We start from the raw sequence: 16,621 nt of genomic DNA, 5'->3' as shown, positions 1-16,621 counted from the left end.
TGAGGAGCCGTCCGTGTTCACCACCCGACCCACTCTCCAGGGCACCTTCGGCATGGTGTCCTCCACGCACTGGCTGGCCTCGCAGTCGGCGATGGCGGTGTTGGAGGACGGCGGCAACGCCTATGACGCGGCGGTGGCGGGTGCCTTCGTGCTGCACGTCGTCGAGCCGCACCTCAACGGGCCGGCGGGTGAGGTGCCGATCCTGCTCGCCCCGGCCGGTGGCGAGGTGCGGGTGCTGTGCGGGCAGGGGGTCGCGCCCGCCGGGGCGAGCGTCGCGCACTACAAGGCGCTGGGGCTGGACCTCGTGCCCGGCACCGGGCCCCTCGCCGCCGCCGTCCCCGGTGCCTTCGACGCCTGGATGCTGCTCCTGAGGGACCACGGCACCAAGCCGCTCGCCGACGTCCTGAAGTACGCCGTCGGGTACGCCGAGCACGGGCACCCGCCCGTGGAGAACGTCGGCGCGACCGTCGAGACGGTCCGGGAGCTCTTCGAGACGGAGTGGACCACGTCGGCGGACGTGTACCTGCCGGGCGGGAAGGCGCCCCGGCCCGGCGAGCTGCTGCGCAACCCCGCCCTCGCCGCCACCTGGAAGCGGCTGCTCGCCGAGGTCGCCGGCGCGGGCGGGAGGGAGGAGCAGATCGAGGCGGCCCGCGAGGTGTGGCGCACCGGCTTCATCGCCGAGGCGCTCGTGCGGCAGGCGGGGCGGCCCACCATGGACACCAGCGGCGAGCGCCACACCGGCACGCTCACGGCCGCCGACCTCGCCGACTGGTCCGCGACCTACGAGACGCCGGCGACGTACGACTGGAACGGCTGGACCGTGTGCAAGGCCGGCCCCTGGAGCCAGGGCCCGGTCCTGCTGCAGCAGCTGGCCCTGCTCCCGCCCGAACTGCCCGAGTACGGGTCCGCCGACTACGTCCACCTGCTCGTCGAGGGCTGCAAGCTCGCCATGGCCGACCGGGAGGCATGGTACGGCGACGCGGCCGAGGTGCCGCTCGCCGAGCTGCTGTCCGAGGAGTACAACGCGGCACGGCGGGAGCTCGTCGGGGACAAGGCCTCCCACGAGCTGCGGCCGGGCAGCCCGGGCGGGCGCACCCCGCGGCTGAGCGCCTACGCCGACCTGGTGGCCACGGGCGAGCCCAGGTTCGACCCCCTGGGCGCCGGGGAGCCGACGGTCGCGATGGGGACGGGGGAGCCCACGGTCGCCAAGCCGCCGACCTCGCCCGTGCCCGGTGAGCCGGACGTCGCCGCCGACGGCTCCACCCGGGGCGACACCTGCCACCTCGACGTCGTCGACCGCTGGGGCAACATGGTCGCCGCCACCCCCAGCGGCGGCTGGCTCCAGTCCAACCCCGTCGTGCCCGAGCTGGGCTTCCCGCTCGGCACCCGGCTCCAGATGACCTGGCTGGAGGAGGGCCTGCCGAACTCGCTCACCCCGGGCCGCCGCCCCCGCACCACCCTCACGCCCTCGATCGCGCTCCGCGACGGGGTCCCGGTCCTGGCCTTCGGTACGCCCGGCGGGGACCAGCAGGACCAGTGGCAGCTGCACTTCCTCCTCGCGGTCGCGCTGCGCGCCCGGGTCCGCGGCGGCCTCGACCTCCAGGGCGCGATCGACGCCCCGAACTGGCACAACGACAGCTTCCCCGGCTCCTTCTACCCGCGCGGCATGCGACCGGGCAGCGTCACCGTCGAAGCCCGCACGGACCCGGGCATCGTGGCGGAGCTGCGCCGGCGCGGGCACGAGGTGACCGTGGGCGCCCCCTGGTCGGAGGGGCGGCTGTGCGCGGTCGCACGGGACCCGCGGACCGGCATCCTGTCGGCGGCGGCGAATCCCCGGGGCATGCAGGGGTACGCGGTGGGACGCTGACGCCCGGGCGGGCCCGGCGGCCCGCGGTACCCCGTGTTCACGCCGATTCCACCGGCCGTGCGACTCAAGGGTGGGGATTGTCAGTGACGCGTGCTCTCATGGAGTCATGATCGAGAACAAGGAAACCATCGACGAGTTTCTCGCCCGGCACACCACCGACGTGGAGGAGGCCGTGCGCAAGGCGGCCGCCGCGGAGATCATGCCGCGCTTCCGCCGGCTCGCCGCGCACGAGATCGAGCAGAAGACCGCGCCGCACGACCTGGTGACCGACGCCGACCGCAAGGCCGAGCTGTACCTGACCGAGGTGCTGGCCGCCCTGCTGCCCGGCTCGGTCGTGGTCGGCGAGGAGGCGGTGCACGCCAACCCGCTGTCCTACGAGGCGATACAGGGCGACGCCCCGGTCTGGATAGTCGACCCCGTGGACGGCACCCGGCAGTTCGTGCACGGCGACCCCGGCTTCTGCACCCTGGTCGCCCTCGCCCAGGGCGGAGTCCTGAGGGCCTCGTGGACCTATGCCGCCGTACCCGACCGGATGGCCACGGCGGTGCGCGGCCGGGGCGCGTTCCTCGACGGCGAGCGGCTGCGCGCCGGCTCCCCGGAACCGGGGCGCGACCTGCGCGTGGCCACCTCCCACCCGGACTACACGACCGACGACGAGAAGCGCGCCCTGCTCGGCCTGCGCACCGACGGTGTCGCCCCGCGCCCCTGCGGCTCGGCGGGCCTGGAGTACCTCGCGGTCGCCCGCGGGGAGTCCGACGCGGTCGCCTTCTCCTGGGAGGCCGCCTGGGACCACGCGGCGGGCATCCTCCTGGTCGAGGAGGCGGGCGGCACCCACCTGACCCGCTCCGGCGAGCCCTTCCGCATCACCGGCCACAACACCCTCCCGTTCACCGCGGCCCGGGACGAGGCGACGGCCCGGCGGGTGGTCGAACTGCTGCGGGGGCGGTAGAGACGGCTCCCGGGACGGGCCTGTCGGTACCCCGTCATATCCTGACCTCAACTGGCCATCGGCTGACGAAGGGGTCCGAGGTGTCGTCGATGCTCGATGTGGTCGTGGTGGGAGCGGGGCCGAACGGGTTGACGGCCGCCGTGGAGCTGGCCCGCCGTGGCTTCTCCGTGGCCGTCTTCGAGGCCCGCGACGCCGTCGGCGGGGGAGCCCGCACCGAGGAGCTCACCCTCCCCGGCTTCCGGCACGACCCCTGCTCCGCCGCCCACCCGCTGGGCATCAACTCACCCGCCTTCCGCGCGCTGCCCCTGGAGCGCTACGGCCTTCAGTGGCTGCACGCGGACCTGCCCATGGCGCACCCCTTCCCCGACGGCACCGCCGCCGTCCTGGCCCGCTCGGTCGGCGAGACGGCCGCCTCCTTCGGACCGCGCGACGCGGGCACGTACCGCAGGCTGGTGGAGCCCTTCCTGCCCCAGTGGGACACGTTGGTCCGGGACTTCATGTCGCTGCCGCTGACCGCGCTGCCCCGCGACCCGGTGACCCTCGCCCGCTTCGGCCTCGTCGGCCTGCCCCCGTCGACCTGGCTGATGCGCCGCTTCCGCGACGAGCGGGCCAGGACCCTGTTCGCCGGGCTCGTCGCGCATGTCATGGCCCCGCTCGGCGGCTTCGCCACCGGCGCCGTCGGCCTCGTCTTCGCGCTCGCCGCGCACGCCCGCGGCTGGCCCGTGGCCCGCGGCGGCTCGCAGTCCATCTCCGACGCGCTCGCCGACTACCTCAAGGACCTCGGCGGCACCATCCACACCGACTACGAGGTCAAGCGCCTCGACGACCTGCCGCCCGCCCGCGCCTACGTCTTCGACACCTCACCCACGGCCCTCGCGCGCATCGCCGGCTTCGGCAGCCACTACGCGGGCTACAAGTACGGCCCCGGCGTCTTCAAGGTCGACTACGCGCTGGACGGCCCCGTGCCCTGGACCGCGCCGGAGGCCCACCGCACCACCACCGTGCAGATCGGCGCGAGCAGCGCCGAGATCGGCACCGCCCTGCGGGCCGCGTCCCGGGAGGGCCGGGCACCCGACAGGCCGTTCATGATCACCGTGCAGCCCGGCGTCGTCGACCCCGGCCGGGCTCCGGAGGGCAAGCAGGTCTTCTGGGCGTACGGCCATGTCCCCAGCGGCTGGACCGGAGACCTCACCGACGCCATCGAGCGTCAACTGGAGCGTTTCGCCCCGGGTTTCCGGGACCGCGTCCTCGCCCGCGCGACCGCCGGCCCGCCCGAACTCGCCGCCCGCAACGCCAACTACGTCGGCGGCGACATCGGTTCCGGCGCGGTCGCCGGCCTCCAGATCCTGCTGCGCCCCAAGATCTCCCTGTTCCCCTACGGCACCCCGCACCCGGCCGTCTTCATCTGCTCCTCGGCCACCCCGCCCGGCCCCGGCGTACACGGCATGTCGGGCCACAACGCGGCGAAGGCGGTCTGGAGGAGGCTCCGTCAGACATGACCACCCTCACCCTCACCCAGGGCGACATCACCCGCGTCAGCGCCGACGCGATCGTCAACGCGGCCAACTCCTCGCTGCTGGGCGGCGGCGGGGTCGACGGGGCCATCCACCGGCGGGGCGGTCCCGCGATCCTCGCGGACTGCCGCAGACTCCGGGCCGGTCACTATGGCAAGGGCCTCCCCACCGGCCAGGCCGTCGCGACGACCGCGGGTGAGCTGGACGCCCGCTGGGTGATCCACACGGTCGGTCCGCGGTACAGCCAACAGGAGGATCGCTCCGAGCTGTTGGCGTCCTGCTACCGCGCGTCCCTGCGTGTCGCCGACGAGCTGGGCGCCCGTACCGTCGCCTTCCCGGCCGTGTCCGCCGGGATCTACGGCTGGCCGATGGACGATGCGGCGAGGATCGCGGTGGAGACGGTACGGAGCACGCGGACCGCCGTCGAGGAGGTCAGGTTCGTCCTCTTCGACGAGCGGTCCCACGAGGCGTTCGCCGCGCGGCTTCGCACGCCTAACCGCGATAGCCGTACCTGAGCATCAGGGGCGCCACCCCGGCGAAGGCCGCCAGCTTCCCGGGCCGCGACATGCTCTCTCGCCAGGGCTCGTGCCGTTTGATCTGCACTCGGCCCTGTCGCAGCCGGTCGGGGTTGCCGGTGATGGTGTGGTTGGTGCCGAGCAGGACGGAGGAGTCCTCGTCGAACCCGATCGCCGAGATGTCCTCGTGTCCCGCGAACCGGGCGATGTCCCCGGTGACCGCGCGGGGCCGCCGGACGAAGTCCTCGTAGCGGATCCGCAGATACCGTCCGTCGCCCAGTGACCGGCCCACGGCCTCCGACGCCAGGTTGAATCCCGCCCAGTAGGACAGGGTCCTCGCCGCACTCATCCGCTCCAGGTACTGCTTCGGCGACAGGTACGACGACACGGTGGCCCGCGGGTCCCGCACGATGTGCAGCAGCCGGACGTCGAGGTCCTGACGCCGGGCGAGCACCGCCGCGTCCGCCGCGTTCTTCGAACTGTCGATGATCAGCCCGGGGCCGTTCGCGGCCGTGATGCCGTGGTGGACCGCGGCGATCGCGTCACCGAGTTCACCCACCTCGGCCGGGGCGGCCCTGCGTCCGCGCGACTCCGCCAGGCGTGCGGCGGTGTGACGCGTTCGCAGGTGACGTTCCTGAAGACCCCACAGCCGTCGGGCCTTGCGGTCGTCCACCTCGCCGAGATGACCGGACCACACCTCGCACTTCAGCAGGTCAAGTCCGCAGCCGCACAAGGAGTTCGTACCGTCCCGCAGGAGTGCGTTCTTCCACAGGAAGTACCGCTCACCGATGTGCACCGCGCCCGGCAGTTCGTTGAGGACGTTGCCCACGAAGGTGCTGCCACAGCGCATCATGCCCGTGATGTACAGGATCTGCGGCTTGCCGGCGGGCACCGCTCAGTCCTCCTCGTGGTGGTGGAGGACGAAGTGCTGGGGAACGTGCACCGCGAGTCCCATCCTGGTGCGCGCGGTGATGATCCGTCGGTCCGCCGCCCGCGGGTCCTTGCTGAGCGTGAGGGTGGAGATGTTGGGATTGAGCAGGGTCGCGCCCGCGCGGAAGTCGCCGAGCAGGGCGCTGCCCCGGGGCATCATGCGGGTGCGCGACACGGTGATGCCCGCACTCTTGAACCTCTCCAGGAACCCGTTCTCCGCGGCGAGCCAGTACAGCTCCGGGTGGATGACGATGCCGTCGCAGGAGCCGCCGGTCTCCTCGACCTCGCAGGCCGCGAGGGACAGCGCCCGGAAGACGTCCCCACGGCCGGACCGGGTGCGCAGGCCCTTCATGTTGAGCAGGCCCTCGACCGCGCCGTCCTTGCTGCCGTACAGCAGGATCTCGTTCTCCTGGGTCCACATGCGGACGAACATGCGGTAGTCGATGAAGCTGGCCAGTAATCCGGGCTTGCGGACGAACTCCACGGGCACGTTCAGCGCCATCTCCACGTCGGTGAAGCCGGCCGTCCGCAGGGCGGAGCCGAAGGTGGACTCCGGCGTCGCCTGGTACGCGATGCCGCTCGGTGCCACGTCCACCCGGGTGAACTCCTCCAGGTAGTCGCCGTGTCCCTCGCGGACCCGACCCACCTTGAGCAGATGCCGGACCATGTAGCGGGGCCGGGTCTTCAACAGGGGGAAGGACGCGGGGAGGTAGGCGTGGAACGGGACGACGACCTCGTCCTCGTCGGTCCTCGACGCGACGCACCGCGCGAAGTCCTCGCCGGGGGTGAGGTTCTCGTTGTACGAGTCCTCGTAGGGGATCTCGATCTCACTGCCGAGCTGCTGGGTGGTCATCTCGTCTCCCATGGGGGTGAGGTGGAACAGGTCAGGAGTGCGGTCGTTCGGGGACGGGCCGCGCCTCGGCCGCCGGCTCAGCCGGTGACGCGTGCCGCGTACGCGCGGTACTTGGCGTCGAGCTCCTCGGCCCAGTCCGCGGACTCCGCCAGCGGCATGGTCCGGCACTCGTAGCCGAGGAGCCGCTTCATGATCGACATCTCGCGTTCGGCGAAGGTCACCGTCCCGTCGTCGTCGATGCGGTCGATGCCGTCCGCCCGCTGGCACTCCTCGTTGATCGCGACGGCGGTGTCCACCGGCATCCCGTCCGGCAGGTCCAAGGCCGGGCCGTCCCGGCCGACCCGCACCGGGTAGCCGCCGGGCAGCCCGTTCGGGGCGGGGGCGTGGGCCCGCACCCCGCTGTCGGTCGCCATCGCGTGCAGGACGCGCATCGCCGAGGAGGCGGTGAGCAACTGGCCGGCGTCTCCGCCGAGCCTGCGCAGCCGGCCGCTGAGGTGCGCGAAGACCGCCCCGTGCGGGACGTCGTCGAGAGGCTTGCCGTGCGCGGTCGCCGACATGTGGTAGCGCCCGTTGCCCTCGTTGCCGAACCGGGGGACGTAGTGGCTGAAGTAGTGCTGGGCGACCAGGCGCAGTTCCACCGAGGACGGATCGACGCCCGCCTCGATGGCGTAGCCGAAGGTCAGCGCCGGGATGATGTTGGCGACGTTGCCGATGCCCGCCGTGGGGGCCAGCCCGACCTTGTCCAGGATCGGGCCGACCGCGTCCGGGAAGGCCGCGTTGAGCACCTTCGGTGCCGTGCCGGATTCGCGGACCGCCGCGGCGAGCCGGTGGTTCAGCGTCAGGTGCATGGGCAGCCAGGGGCCGAACTGGGCCTCGTCCAGCGCTTCGAAGTGCTCCTTGGGCAGCTTCGTGATGATCCGCCACGACTGAAGGGACGCCGCCATGAAGACGATGTCCGGCCGCACCCGCGCCAGAGTCCCGGCGGTCGCGGCGACGTCGTCGAGGTCGATCCGTTCGACGGTCACCTCGGGGATGAGACCGAGGTTCGTCGCGGTGAACCTGGCGAGGTTCACCGTCCTGGTCATCTTCTCCACGTCCCGGCCGGCCAGCACGACCCGGTTGGTGTCCGGTGTGTGCAGCAGCATGCTGAGCAGCCGCGCGGCCAGGTCGCCGCAGCCCACCACCATGATGAGCGGCTTCTCGCGGTCCGGATGGTCCAGGGACATCTGTCCGTCCTTCCTCGCTGTCGGTGGGCTGGTCAGGAGCGGCGTCCGCCCGCGTACCCGGCGTACCGCACGGACACGGGCAGTTCGTCGATGTGGTGCTCTATGAAGTCGATCAGCCGGCGCGTGTTGTGGTTCACCTCGGAGCGGGTGGTGACGAAGGCGCCGTGATCGGCGAACTGCTCCGGCCGCATACCGTCCGGTTCGACGGCCCGCCGGAAGTACGGCAGCCGGTTGAGCCGGGCCAGGACGTCCGGGGGCACCGGCTGGTCGATCGCGTCCGGGGCGAAGCCGACCAGGTCCTCCTCGCGTCGCATGGTCGCCTCGACGAAGGCCGGTTTGCAGGTGTAGGCGATGTCCGCCCCGGCCGTCTGCTCCAGATGCATGCTCACCACGTCCGTGCCGACGCACGGGTCCTCGACCTCCAGGCTGGACAGCAGCATCTTCACCGGGTGGTGACGGGTACCGAGGATCCGCTGGATCCGCTTCAGCACCGCGACCTCCGCCCAGCGCACGTCCAGCGGGCCGAGCTCGACACCGAGTTCGCCGGCTTCCTTGAGCAGGTCGCCGTGCGAGCCGTAGCGGCCGATCATGTGCGTGATCACCGCACGCCAGCGGTCGGTGCCGATGCCGGCCCGCTCCGCCGCCGCGAGTCCGTCCTCCACCGCGGAGACGCAGGCAAGGAACTGCGGCACCGTGTAGGTGAGCGTGTTGTTGATCGAGACGGCCCTGGCGACCAGTTCCCTGATCACCTCGTACCCCGCGGGCGTGCCCGGCACCTTGACCATCACGTTGGGGCTCTGCTGGGCCAGGGTCAGCGCCTCGTCGAGCATCCTGTCCGGGTCGAACATGCTGCGCGGGTCGAGCTGGGCCGACACCCAGCCGTACCGGCCGTCGGTCTGCTGCCACATCGGCACCATGGCGATCGCCGACTGCGCGACGACCTCGCGGTAGATCAGCCGGAACACCGACTCCGGGTCGAACGTCTTCTGCTGTGTGGCCTGCCGCCGGACCTCGCGGGACCACTTCTGGGGTGCGTTGAGGACGCTCTTGGCGATGAGTGACGGATTCGTCGTCACCCCGCGCACTAAGGACCCCTCGGGGTCGTTCGGAGTCATGAACCGCTCGAACTGGGCGGCCCATCGCTTGCGAACCGCCGGAGCGGGAGCACGGCTGAGCACCTCGTCGCGCCAGGCCGGAAAGTCCAGGGGCGGGGAGTCCCACCAGATCTCGGCGGAACGGTTGGTCCGCTGGAGCCTTTCCAGAACGCTCAGGCCGGTGGAGCCGTCGGTTTCCCGAGTGTGCCTCGCGGCGGGCGCGCGGAGGTGGGATCGGTGCACAACAGACATCAGGGCATCCCTTTCAGGGGTGCTGTAGGGGACTGGTGTGGTCGGGGAGCGTCGAGCGCCATCGGCGTAGCAATGACGGCAGCTCCCGCATGGAGGTGAACGTCGTGAGGTGACCCTCGGGCTCTTCGGAGGTGCCGGGTTGTCCGGCTCCCTCGCCGATGGCCGGGATTCCGTCGGGCGCGTAGGCGAAGACGGTCATTCCCGCCCGTATACCCGCCCGTACGCCCGGTGCGCTGTCCTCCACGACCGCACATCGCTCCGGCGGAACGCCGTGCGCCGCGGCCGCGTGCAGAAACAGTCCGGGGTCCGGCTTCCAGACCTTCACTTCGTAGGCGCTGTAGAGGCGGCCCTCCGGGAAGAAGTGCAGCAGCCCGGTGTGGCCGAGAACGTGAAGGATCTTCTGCATCGGCGCGCTGGAGGCGCAGCAGAAGGGGGGTTCCATCGCGGTGAGCACGTCCTCGATCCCGTCCGTGGCGACGAGATCCCGGTCGAACGCGTCCGTGCAGCGCTTCCGGAACTCCGGGACGAACTCCTCGGGCAGTTCACGGCCGACCATCTCGCCGAGCTCGGCCGTCCATTCGGCCACCTTGCGGCCCTGGATGAACGCGAGCGCGGAGTCGCCGGTGAAGGAGGCGCCGAGTTCCCGCGCCATGGTCCGCATGACCTCGGCGGACAGGGTCTCGCTGTCCACCAGGACGCCGTCGCAGTCGAAGATCACCAAGTGGGACATGCTCATCACCCTCTGCGTGAGGCGGCGAAGTGGGGGGAGCGGCGACGGGTCAGCACACCATCCCGGCCGTGACGGTCGTGCCGTCGCCGGGGTCGATGAGCAGGAAGGAACCGGTGCGCCGTGAGTCGGCGTAGGGGTCGACGGGCAGCGGTTCGGACAGCCGCAGCACCACCCGGCCGATGTCGTTGGCCGCCAGGTGCCCGGGAGCCGGGTGCTGGGAGAGGTCGTCCAGCGCGAGGCGGGACGGGATCTCCTCGACGACGGCCCTGACGGTCCGTGTCGTGTGCTTGAGCAGCACCCGGGAGCCGGGTTCGAGCGGGGTGTCGTGCAGATGGCAGACGGTCGCGGTCAGATGCCGCGTCGGCGTCACCGAGGTGTCCTCGGGCACGATCATGTCACCGCGGGAGACGTCCGGATCGTCGGTCAGCCGGACGGTGACCGACTGGGGAGCCCGGACCAGGTCGACGGACCGGCCGAGTACGTCCAGGCCCGCGATGGTGCTGCGGCGCCCGCTCGGCAGTACCGTCACGGGCTCGCCCACCCGCAGCACACCGGAGGCCACCTGGCCCGCGCAGCCGCGGCCGGAGGGCTCCTCGGGCGGCGCGGGGATGACGTACTGGACCGGGAACCGGGCCACGTCCTGCGTCGGGTCGTGGTCGACGTCCACGCTCTCCAGGTGCCCGAGCACGGTCGGGCCGCCGTACCAGGGCATGTTCGGCGAGGCGGTCACCACGTTGTCCCCGTGCAGCGCGGAGATGGGAACGGCGGTGATCTCGGGGACCCCGAGAGAGGCGGCGTAGGCACCGAACTCCTCGGCGACGCGGCCGAAGACCGTCTCGTCGTGGTCGACCAGGTCCATCTTGTTGACGGCCAGTACCACGTGCGGGACCCGCAGCAGGGCGGCCACCGCGGCGTGCCGGCGCGTCTGCTCGACCACGCCGGCCCGCGCGTCCACCAGGACGACGGCCAGCTCGGCGGTCGAGGCGCCGGTGACCATGTTGCGGGTGTACTGCACATGCCCCGGGGTGTCGGCCAGGATGAACCGGCGGTGCGGGGTGGCGAAGTAGCGGTGGGCGACATCGATGGTGATGCCCTGCTCCCGCTCGGCGCGCAGGCCGTCGGTGAGCATCGCGAGGTCCGGAGTGTCCTTGCCGCGGGTGCGGGAGGCCCGCTCGACGGCTTCCAGCTGGTCGGCGAGGACCGACTTTGAGTCGTGCATCAGTCGTCCGACCAGGGTGGACTTGCCGTCGTCGACGGAGCCCGCGGTGGCGAACCGAAGTGTGTCGACGGTCATGGCTAGAAGTACCCCTCGCGCTTGCGGTCCTCCATGGCGGCCTCGGACATCTTGTCGTCGGCCCGGGTCGCACCGCGTTCGGTCAGCCGGGCCACGGCGATCTCCTCGATGACCCGCTCGACGGTGTCGGCGTCCGAATCGACCGCTCCCGTGCAGGACATGTCGCCCACGGTGCGGTAGCGCACCCGGCGGGTCGCGGTCCGTTCGCCGTCCTTCGGGCCGCCCCACTCACCGGGGGCGAGCCACATGCCGTCGCGGAAGAAGAGGAATCGTTCATGCGCGTAGTAGATCGCCGGCAGTTCGATCCTCTCGCGCGCGATGTACTGCCACACGTCGAGCTCGGTCCAGTTCGACAGCGGGAAGACCCGTGTGTGCTCGCCGGGGGAGCACCGGCCGTTGTACAGCTGCCACAGTTCCGGCCGCTGCCGGCGCGGATCCCAGCCGCCGAACTCGTCGCGCAGCGAGAACACCCGCTCCTTGGCGCGTGCCTTCTCCTCGTCCCGGCGTCCGCCGCCGAACACCGCGTCGTGGCGGCCCTCGCCGATGGCGTGCAGCAGCGGCACGGTCTGGAGGGGGTTACGGGTCCCGTCCGGACGCTCACGCAGCTCACCGGAGTCGATGAAGTCCTGCACGCGGGCCACCCGCAGCCGCAGTCCGTGTTCCTCGACGGTGCGGTCCCGGTACGCCAGCACCTCGGGGAAGTTGTGGCCGGTGTCCACATGGAGCAGCCCGAAGGGCAGCGGCGCGGGCGCGAACGCCTTGAGCGCCAGGTGCAGCATCACGGCGGAGTCCTTGCCGCCCGAGAAGAGGATCACCGGGCGCTCCAGCTCCCCGGCCACCTCCCGGAAGATGTGCACCGCCTCCGCCTCCAGGATGTCCAGGTGCGTGAGCGTGTGGAGCCCGGCGTCGTCCGCCGTCCGGTCCTCGGTCGTCCGTGTCGTCGTGGTGGTCATCGGGCGAGTCCCCTCTCGACGAGCAGCGCCCGCAGCGCGGCGGTGCACTCCTGGATGTCCTGGCGGTGTGTCTCCAGCACCAGATCGGGGCTCGCCGGTTCCTCGTAGGGGTCGTCGACACCGGTCAGGCCGGATAACTCACCGGCCGCCTGCCGCGCGTACAGGCCCTTCACGTCGCGGTCGGCGCACACCCGGGAGGGGGTGGCGACGTACACCTCCAGGTAGGGCGTCCCACTGCGCTCGTGGCGCTCGCGTACCGCCTCGCGGCTGTCCGCGTAGGGGGCGATCACGGGCACCAGGACCAGGACGTCGTTGCGGGCGAGGATCTCCGCCACCAGTCCGGTGCGCCGCACGTTGCTGTCCCGGTCCTGCCGGGAGAAACCCAGCCCCTCCGAGAGCGAGCCGCGGATCTCGTCCCCGTCCAGCGTCTCCACCCTGCGATGCTCCTCCCGCAGCCGGTCCGCGACCGACCTCGCGATCGTCGTCTTGCCCGAACTCGGCAGCCCCATGAGCCACACCGTTCCACCGGGCCGGCACGTGCATATCGGACTCGTGCTCAAGTCGGTCACCTCACTGCTGTGATCGGTTCGCGGAATGACGGCCATCCGGTGCGACTACCCCCGCACCGCGGAGCCGGATGCGGTCGTTTTCCGCTGTTTCGCCGGGTCCGTCCCGTGCGTGGCCCGGTAGGTGGTCCAGGCGAGGGTGAGCACCGCCGGCACGGCGGTCAGCAACAGCAGCTCCGAGGCCGGCACCACGTGCTCGATCACGGCCAGCAGATACGGCGCCCCGAAGCCGAGATAGGCGAGCGCCTGGAAGATCGCGGTCAGCCTGCCCAGGTTCTCGGCGCCCGCCATGCGCTGCACCTCCATCAGGCCGCACACCAGGCAGCAGCCGTAGCCGGCGCCGAGCACCAGCGCGGCGATGCCGACGAGCCACCAGTGCACGGTCGTCGCGGCCAGCGAGCCGAGCAGCAGTCCGGCCACCACGATGCCGAGCGAGGTGGCGATCAGACGGGGCTTGTCCGGGTGGTTGACCCGACGCGCCAGGGGCTGCACCGCGATGCCCGCGACCATGGTCAGCATGGTCACGACCGCGCTGAACATCAGCGCGTTGTCGCCGAGCCGGTCAAGGACCAGACCGGGAAGGTAAGCCAGGGCGATCGAGGACGCGCCGAACACCCAGGGTGCCAGCGGCGCGACGACGCTCCAGAACCGGCGGCTGCTCGCCTCGGACAGGTGGAGCCGGGACCAGAGCCTGGCCTCCTCGTTCGGCCGGTGGACCTCGGGGGTCCGCAGCACGAAGGGAACGGTCGCGAGGGTGAGCGCCACATGCGGCAGGTAGGAGCTGACCACCGGGTTCGGTGCCAGCTGCGCCAGCAGACCCGCGATCAGCGGACCCACGGCGAAGCCGGTGGTCATCCCGACCGTCGCGCGCCGGGCGCCGGTGTGCTCGTCCTGACCGGAACCGCTGACGGTGAGCTCCTTGATCCACGCGGTGCCCGAGCTGAACGCCGCCCCACTGGCGGCGCCGGCGACAAGGCGTCCGACGAACAGCCAGCTCAGCCCCGATCCGGCCAGCATGAGCAGTCCGCTGGCGAGCGCCGAGATGATCAGCGCCGGTACGAGCACCCGACGGCGGCCGTACCGGTCGGAGAAGGGGCCCCCGAGGAGCAGCCCGGGGATCAGTCCGACCGCGTAGAGGGCGTAGGTCGCCTCCACCGTGGTCGTCGCGACGCCCAGTTCCGAGCGGTACATCAACAGCAGCGGCGCGAACTGGTTGGCGCCCCAGCCGACGGCCGCGACCCCCAGGGCGATCGCCAGCCAGGCACGGCCCGTGGCCCCGGAGAGCCGGGTTTCCTCGCCGTGGGTCTCCCGGTACGTGTGTGCTGTCGGATTGCTCATGTCTACGACCCTCGCGCCGGCCGACGGCCTCCTCAACCGGCCGAAAGGACATCGAGCGTACAATTCGTGCCATGACCACCGTGGCGCTGGCCGTGACCGACGGGATGCCTCTGTTCGAGCTCTCCATCCCCTGCACGATCTTCGGACCCGGAAATCCGGAGGCGGCCGGGGCCGGCTACGAGCTGGCCGTCTGCGCGTCCCCCGGTGCCAATGTCGGGGGCTGGCTGCGCTCCGAGGCATCGCACACGCTGGATGACCTGATGAAGGCGGACACGGTGATCGTCCCGGCCTGTGACGAGGCCATGGACCGGCCGCCCGCCGACCTGGTGGCAGCCGTACGAGCGGCGCACGACCGGGGCGCGCGGGTCGCCTCCATCTGCACCGGGGCCTTCGTGCTGGCCGCCGCCGGGCTGCTCGACGGGCGGCGCGCGACCACCCACTGGATGTACACCGGACGGCTGGCCGAGCGGTATCCGGAGGTCGAGGTGGACCCCGGTGTGCTGTACATCGACGACGGCGACGTGCTCACCTCCGCGGGCCAGGCCGCCGGGATCGACCTCTGTCTGCACATGGTCCGCAACGACCACGGCGTGGTCATGGCCAACACGCTGGCGCGACGGCTCGTGGCGGCTCCGCACCGGGCCGGCGGACAGGCGCAGTTCATCGCCACCCCGTTGCCCGGCAACGACGGCCAGGGCTCCGCCGGCGACCGGTACGGACTGTCCGCCCTGCTCGACCGGACGAGGGAACGGCTCGACGAACCGGTCACGGTCGCCGAGCTCGCACGCCGGGTGAACATGAGCCTGCGCCACTTCAGCCGCCAGTTCATCGCGCTCACCGGCACCAGCCCCCTGCAATGGCTGCTCGCCCAGCGCATCCGTCGCGCACAGGAACTGCTGGAGACGACCGACGAGAGCATCGAGCACATCGCCACCCAGGTCGGCATGGGTACGGCGACGACCTTGCGCCGCAACTTCAATCGCGTCGTCGGCGTGTCACCGGCCGCCTACCGGCGCGCGTTCACCGAGTCCACCGGTCTGCGGGCCGACGCCGACGGGGCACCCGACGGACAGGCCGACTGACCGCTCGTTTCCGCCCGTCGCGCCCGCGCGCCCCTTGCCAACGGGATGGCACCCCCGCACCGTGGAAAGCGGTGCGGGTCGGAGGCAGCGGGCACACCGGCCGGGACGGGGGAGTGACGGTGGCGCGGATGGCGGTGGTGGGCGGCAGTGTCGCCGGGTGCGCGGCGGCGGTGGCGGGGACCGGCGCGGGCTACGACGTGGTGGTGCACGAGCGCACCGAACGGGGCTTCGCGGACCGCGGGTTCGGGATCGCCGTACCGCCCGGGCTGCTGGACGAGTGGGTGAAGACCGGGTACCTGGATCCCGCGATGCCGTTCCTCCCGGTCACCGAGCGGGCGTGGCTGCACGTGACGGACCGGGGTGGTGAACGCGAGCTGTGGCGGCAGCCGATGGAGGTGGCCGTCTGCAACTGGTACCTGCTGTGGCGGTCGTTGCGCGCCCGGGTGGAACGGGCGGAGTACCGGTCCGGCTCACGCGTGGACGCCGTGCACCGGGAGGGTGGCACGGGCGGTGCCACGATCCTGGTGAACGGTGAGGAGCACAGCTACGACCTGGTGGTGGGCGCCGACGGGCACCGGTCGGTGGTCCGCTCGCTGGTGGCGCCGGAGGCGGTGCCCGAGTACGCGGGATACGCGCTGTGGCGTGGCTGCCTGCCGGAGACCGCGTTGAGCCGGTCCGTCGTGCGGGAGGCGGAGCGGGCGCTGGTCACCGTGGTCTTTCCCGGCGGGCACGGGATCTTCTATCTGATGCCGGCGACCGACGGCGGGCGCCTGCTGAACTGGGGCGTGTACATGTTCCCGCCCGCGGGCACGCCGTACGACCCCTCGGCCGCCTATCCACCGGGCGCCGACCCGGAGTTGGCGGCCCGCGTCAAGGACGTCGTGCGCCGGCACTTCCCGGCCCGGTGGGCGGAGGTCGTCGAGTCCTGCGCCGACTCGGCGATCGCCGTGCAGCCGATGCTGGACCTGCCGTTGCCCCGCTACGCCGCCTCGGGCGTCGTCCTCGCCGGCGACGCCGGCGCGCTCACCCGGCCGCACACCGCGAGCGGTGCCGTGAAGGCGATCGAGGACGCCCGCTGCCTGGAGCGCGCTCTGCGGACCACCGCGTCACCGGACGAGGCGCTGACCCGCTACGACGCCGAACGCCGCGAGGAGGCCAACCGGCTCACCGCCCTGGGCCGCCGTATCGGCCGCGCCCAGGTGGAGCGGACCCCCGACTGGGACACGATGGGCCCCGCCGACATGGCCGCCTGGGCGCGCGCCACCCTCTCGGGCACGGCCCACTACCTGTACCGGGACACGGACGGCGAGAGGACGTGACCACGGCGCTCGGCCTCCGGCTTCCGAGCAGCTTCGGCCACCGGCCTTGTCCGGCCTCCGGCCGGAGGCTCCTCCGATCGGCGGCCCGGATCCGCCCACCCGGCGCGCCCCGCGCCGTGCCTCGCTCCCCGATCGCGGC

The 16,621-nt window shown here is 71.9% G+C and carries 15 protein-coding genes; 6 read left to right on the top strand and 9 right to left on the bottom strand.

All coding sequences use genetic code 11. The annotated features are described in order from the left end of the window. Positions 1-13: 13 nt before the first annotated feature. The 4 genes from K4B79_RS01745 to K4B79_RS01730 all read left to right on the top strand — a co-directional run bounded on the left by K4B79_RS01745 (position 14) and on the right by K4B79_RS01730 (position 4,845). Positions 14-1,867, top strand: a complete 1,854-nt coding sequence (locus K4B79_RS01745) for a gamma-glutamyltransferase family protein (RefSeq protein WP_232024351.1) — start codon at positions 14-16, stop codon at positions 1,865-1,867. Positions 1,868-1,973: 106 nt separating this feature from the next. Continuing rightward, complete coding sequence (locus K4B79_RS01740; RefSeq protein ID WP_232024350.1) at positions 1,974-2,816, top strand: inositol monophosphatase family protein; 843 nt, start codon at positions 1,974-1,976, stop codon at positions 2,814-2,816. 89 nt (positions 2,817-2,905) lie between these two features. Beyond that, a complete protein-coding gene (locus K4B79_RS01735) occupies positions 2,906-4,315 on the top strand; it encodes a phytoene desaturase family protein (protein WP_232024349.1) in 1,410 nt (469 codons plus the stop codon). Beyond that, positions 4,312-4,845: an O-acetyl-ADP-ribose deacetylase gene (locus K4B79_RS01730; RefSeq protein WP_232024348.1), complete on the top strand. Its 534-nt coding sequence runs from the start codon at positions 4,312-4,314 to the stop codon at positions 4,843-4,845. The genes K4B79_RS01735 and K4B79_RS01730 overlap by 4 nt, the downstream gene beginning before the upstream one ends. Here K4B79_RS01730 and K4B79_RS01725 read toward each other — a convergent pair. The 9 genes from K4B79_RS01725 to K4B79_RS01685 form a co-directional block, all read right to left on the bottom strand. After that, a complete protein-coding gene (locus K4B79_RS01725) occupies positions 4,823-5,737 on the bottom strand; it encodes a sulfotransferase (protein WP_232024347.1) in 915 nt (304 codons plus the stop codon). The two genes, K4B79_RS01730 and K4B79_RS01725, sit on opposite strands and share 23 nt — an antisense overlap. Positions 5,738-5,740: 3 nt before the next feature. Next, positions 5,741-6,628: a family 3 encapsulin nanocompartment shell protein gene (locus tag K4B79_RS01720; RefSeq protein WP_232024346.1), complete on the bottom strand. Its 888-nt coding sequence runs from the start codon at positions 6,626-6,628 to the stop codon at positions 5,741-5,743. A 77-nt stretch (positions 6,629-6,705) separates the two neighbouring features. Next, complete coding sequence (locus tag K4B79_RS01715; RefSeq protein ID WP_232024345.1) at positions 6,706-7,854, bottom strand: hypothetical protein; 1,149 nt, start codon at positions 7,852-7,854, stop codon at positions 6,706-6,708. 32 nt (positions 7,855-7,886) lie between these two features. Continuing rightward, the gene (locus K4B79_RS01710) at positions 7,887-9,200 is read right to left on the bottom strand and encodes a transaldolase family protein (RefSeq protein WP_232024344.1); all 1,314 of its coding nucleotides are present in this window, start codon (positions 9,198-9,200) and stop codon (positions 7,887-7,889) included. A gap of 13 nt (positions 9,201-9,213) precedes the next feature. After that, on the bottom strand, positions 9,214-9,930 hold the full coding sequence (locus K4B79_RS01705; protein ID WP_232024343.1) for an HAD family hydrolase: 717 nt from the start codon (positions 9,928-9,930) through the stop codon (positions 9,214-9,216). A 49-nt stretch (positions 9,931-9,979) separates the two neighbouring features. Further along, on the bottom strand, positions 9,980-11,224 hold the full coding sequence (locus K4B79_RS01700) for a sulfate adenylyltransferase subunit 1 (RefSeq protein WP_232024342.1): 1,245 nt from the start codon (positions 11,222-11,224) through the stop codon (positions 9,980-9,982). A gap of 2 nt (positions 11,225-11,226) precedes the next feature. Next, positions 11,227-12,177, bottom strand: a complete 951-nt coding sequence (gene cysD, locus K4B79_RS01695) for a sulfate adenylyltransferase subunit CysD (protein WP_232024341.1) — start codon at positions 12,175-12,177, stop codon at positions 11,227-11,229. Next, entirely contained in the window at positions 12,174-12,782 is a 609-nt protein-coding gene (gene cysC / locus K4B79_RS01690; RefSeq protein WP_269462965.1) for an adenylyl-sulfate kinase, read from the bottom strand. The genes cysD and cysC overlap by 4 nt, the downstream gene beginning before the upstream one ends. 9 nt (positions 12,783-12,791) lie before the next feature. Then, entirely contained in the window at positions 12,792-14,081 is a 1,290-nt protein-coding gene (locus tag K4B79_RS01685; RefSeq protein WP_232024339.1) for an MFS transporter, read from the bottom strand. 71 nt (positions 14,082-14,152) lie between these two features. Between K4B79_RS01685 and K4B79_RS01680 the strand changes: the two genes are divergently transcribed. Next, positions 14,153-15,163 (top strand): helix-turn-helix domain-containing protein, encoded by a 1,011-nt coding sequence (locus tag K4B79_RS01680; protein WP_232024338.1) that lies wholly within the window; start codon positions 14,153-14,155, stop codon positions 15,161-15,163. Positions 15,164-15,234: 71 nt separating this feature from the next. Continuing rightward, complete coding sequence (locus tag K4B79_RS01675; protein WP_232024337.1) at positions 15,235-16,482, top strand: FAD-dependent monooxygenase; 1,248 nt, start codon at positions 15,235-15,237, stop codon at positions 16,480-16,482. Positions 16,483-16,621 lie beyond the last annotated feature (139 nt).

This window comes from Streptomyces lincolnensis (assembly GCF_021173675.1).
In the GTDB taxonomy this organism is placed as follows: domain Bacteria; phylum Actinomycetota; class Actinomycetes; order Streptomycetales; family Streptomycetaceae; genus Streptomyces; species Streptomyces lincolnensis_B.
Note: the sequence above shows the minus strand (reverse complement) of the source record. Positions and strands in the feature narration are given on the sequence as shown.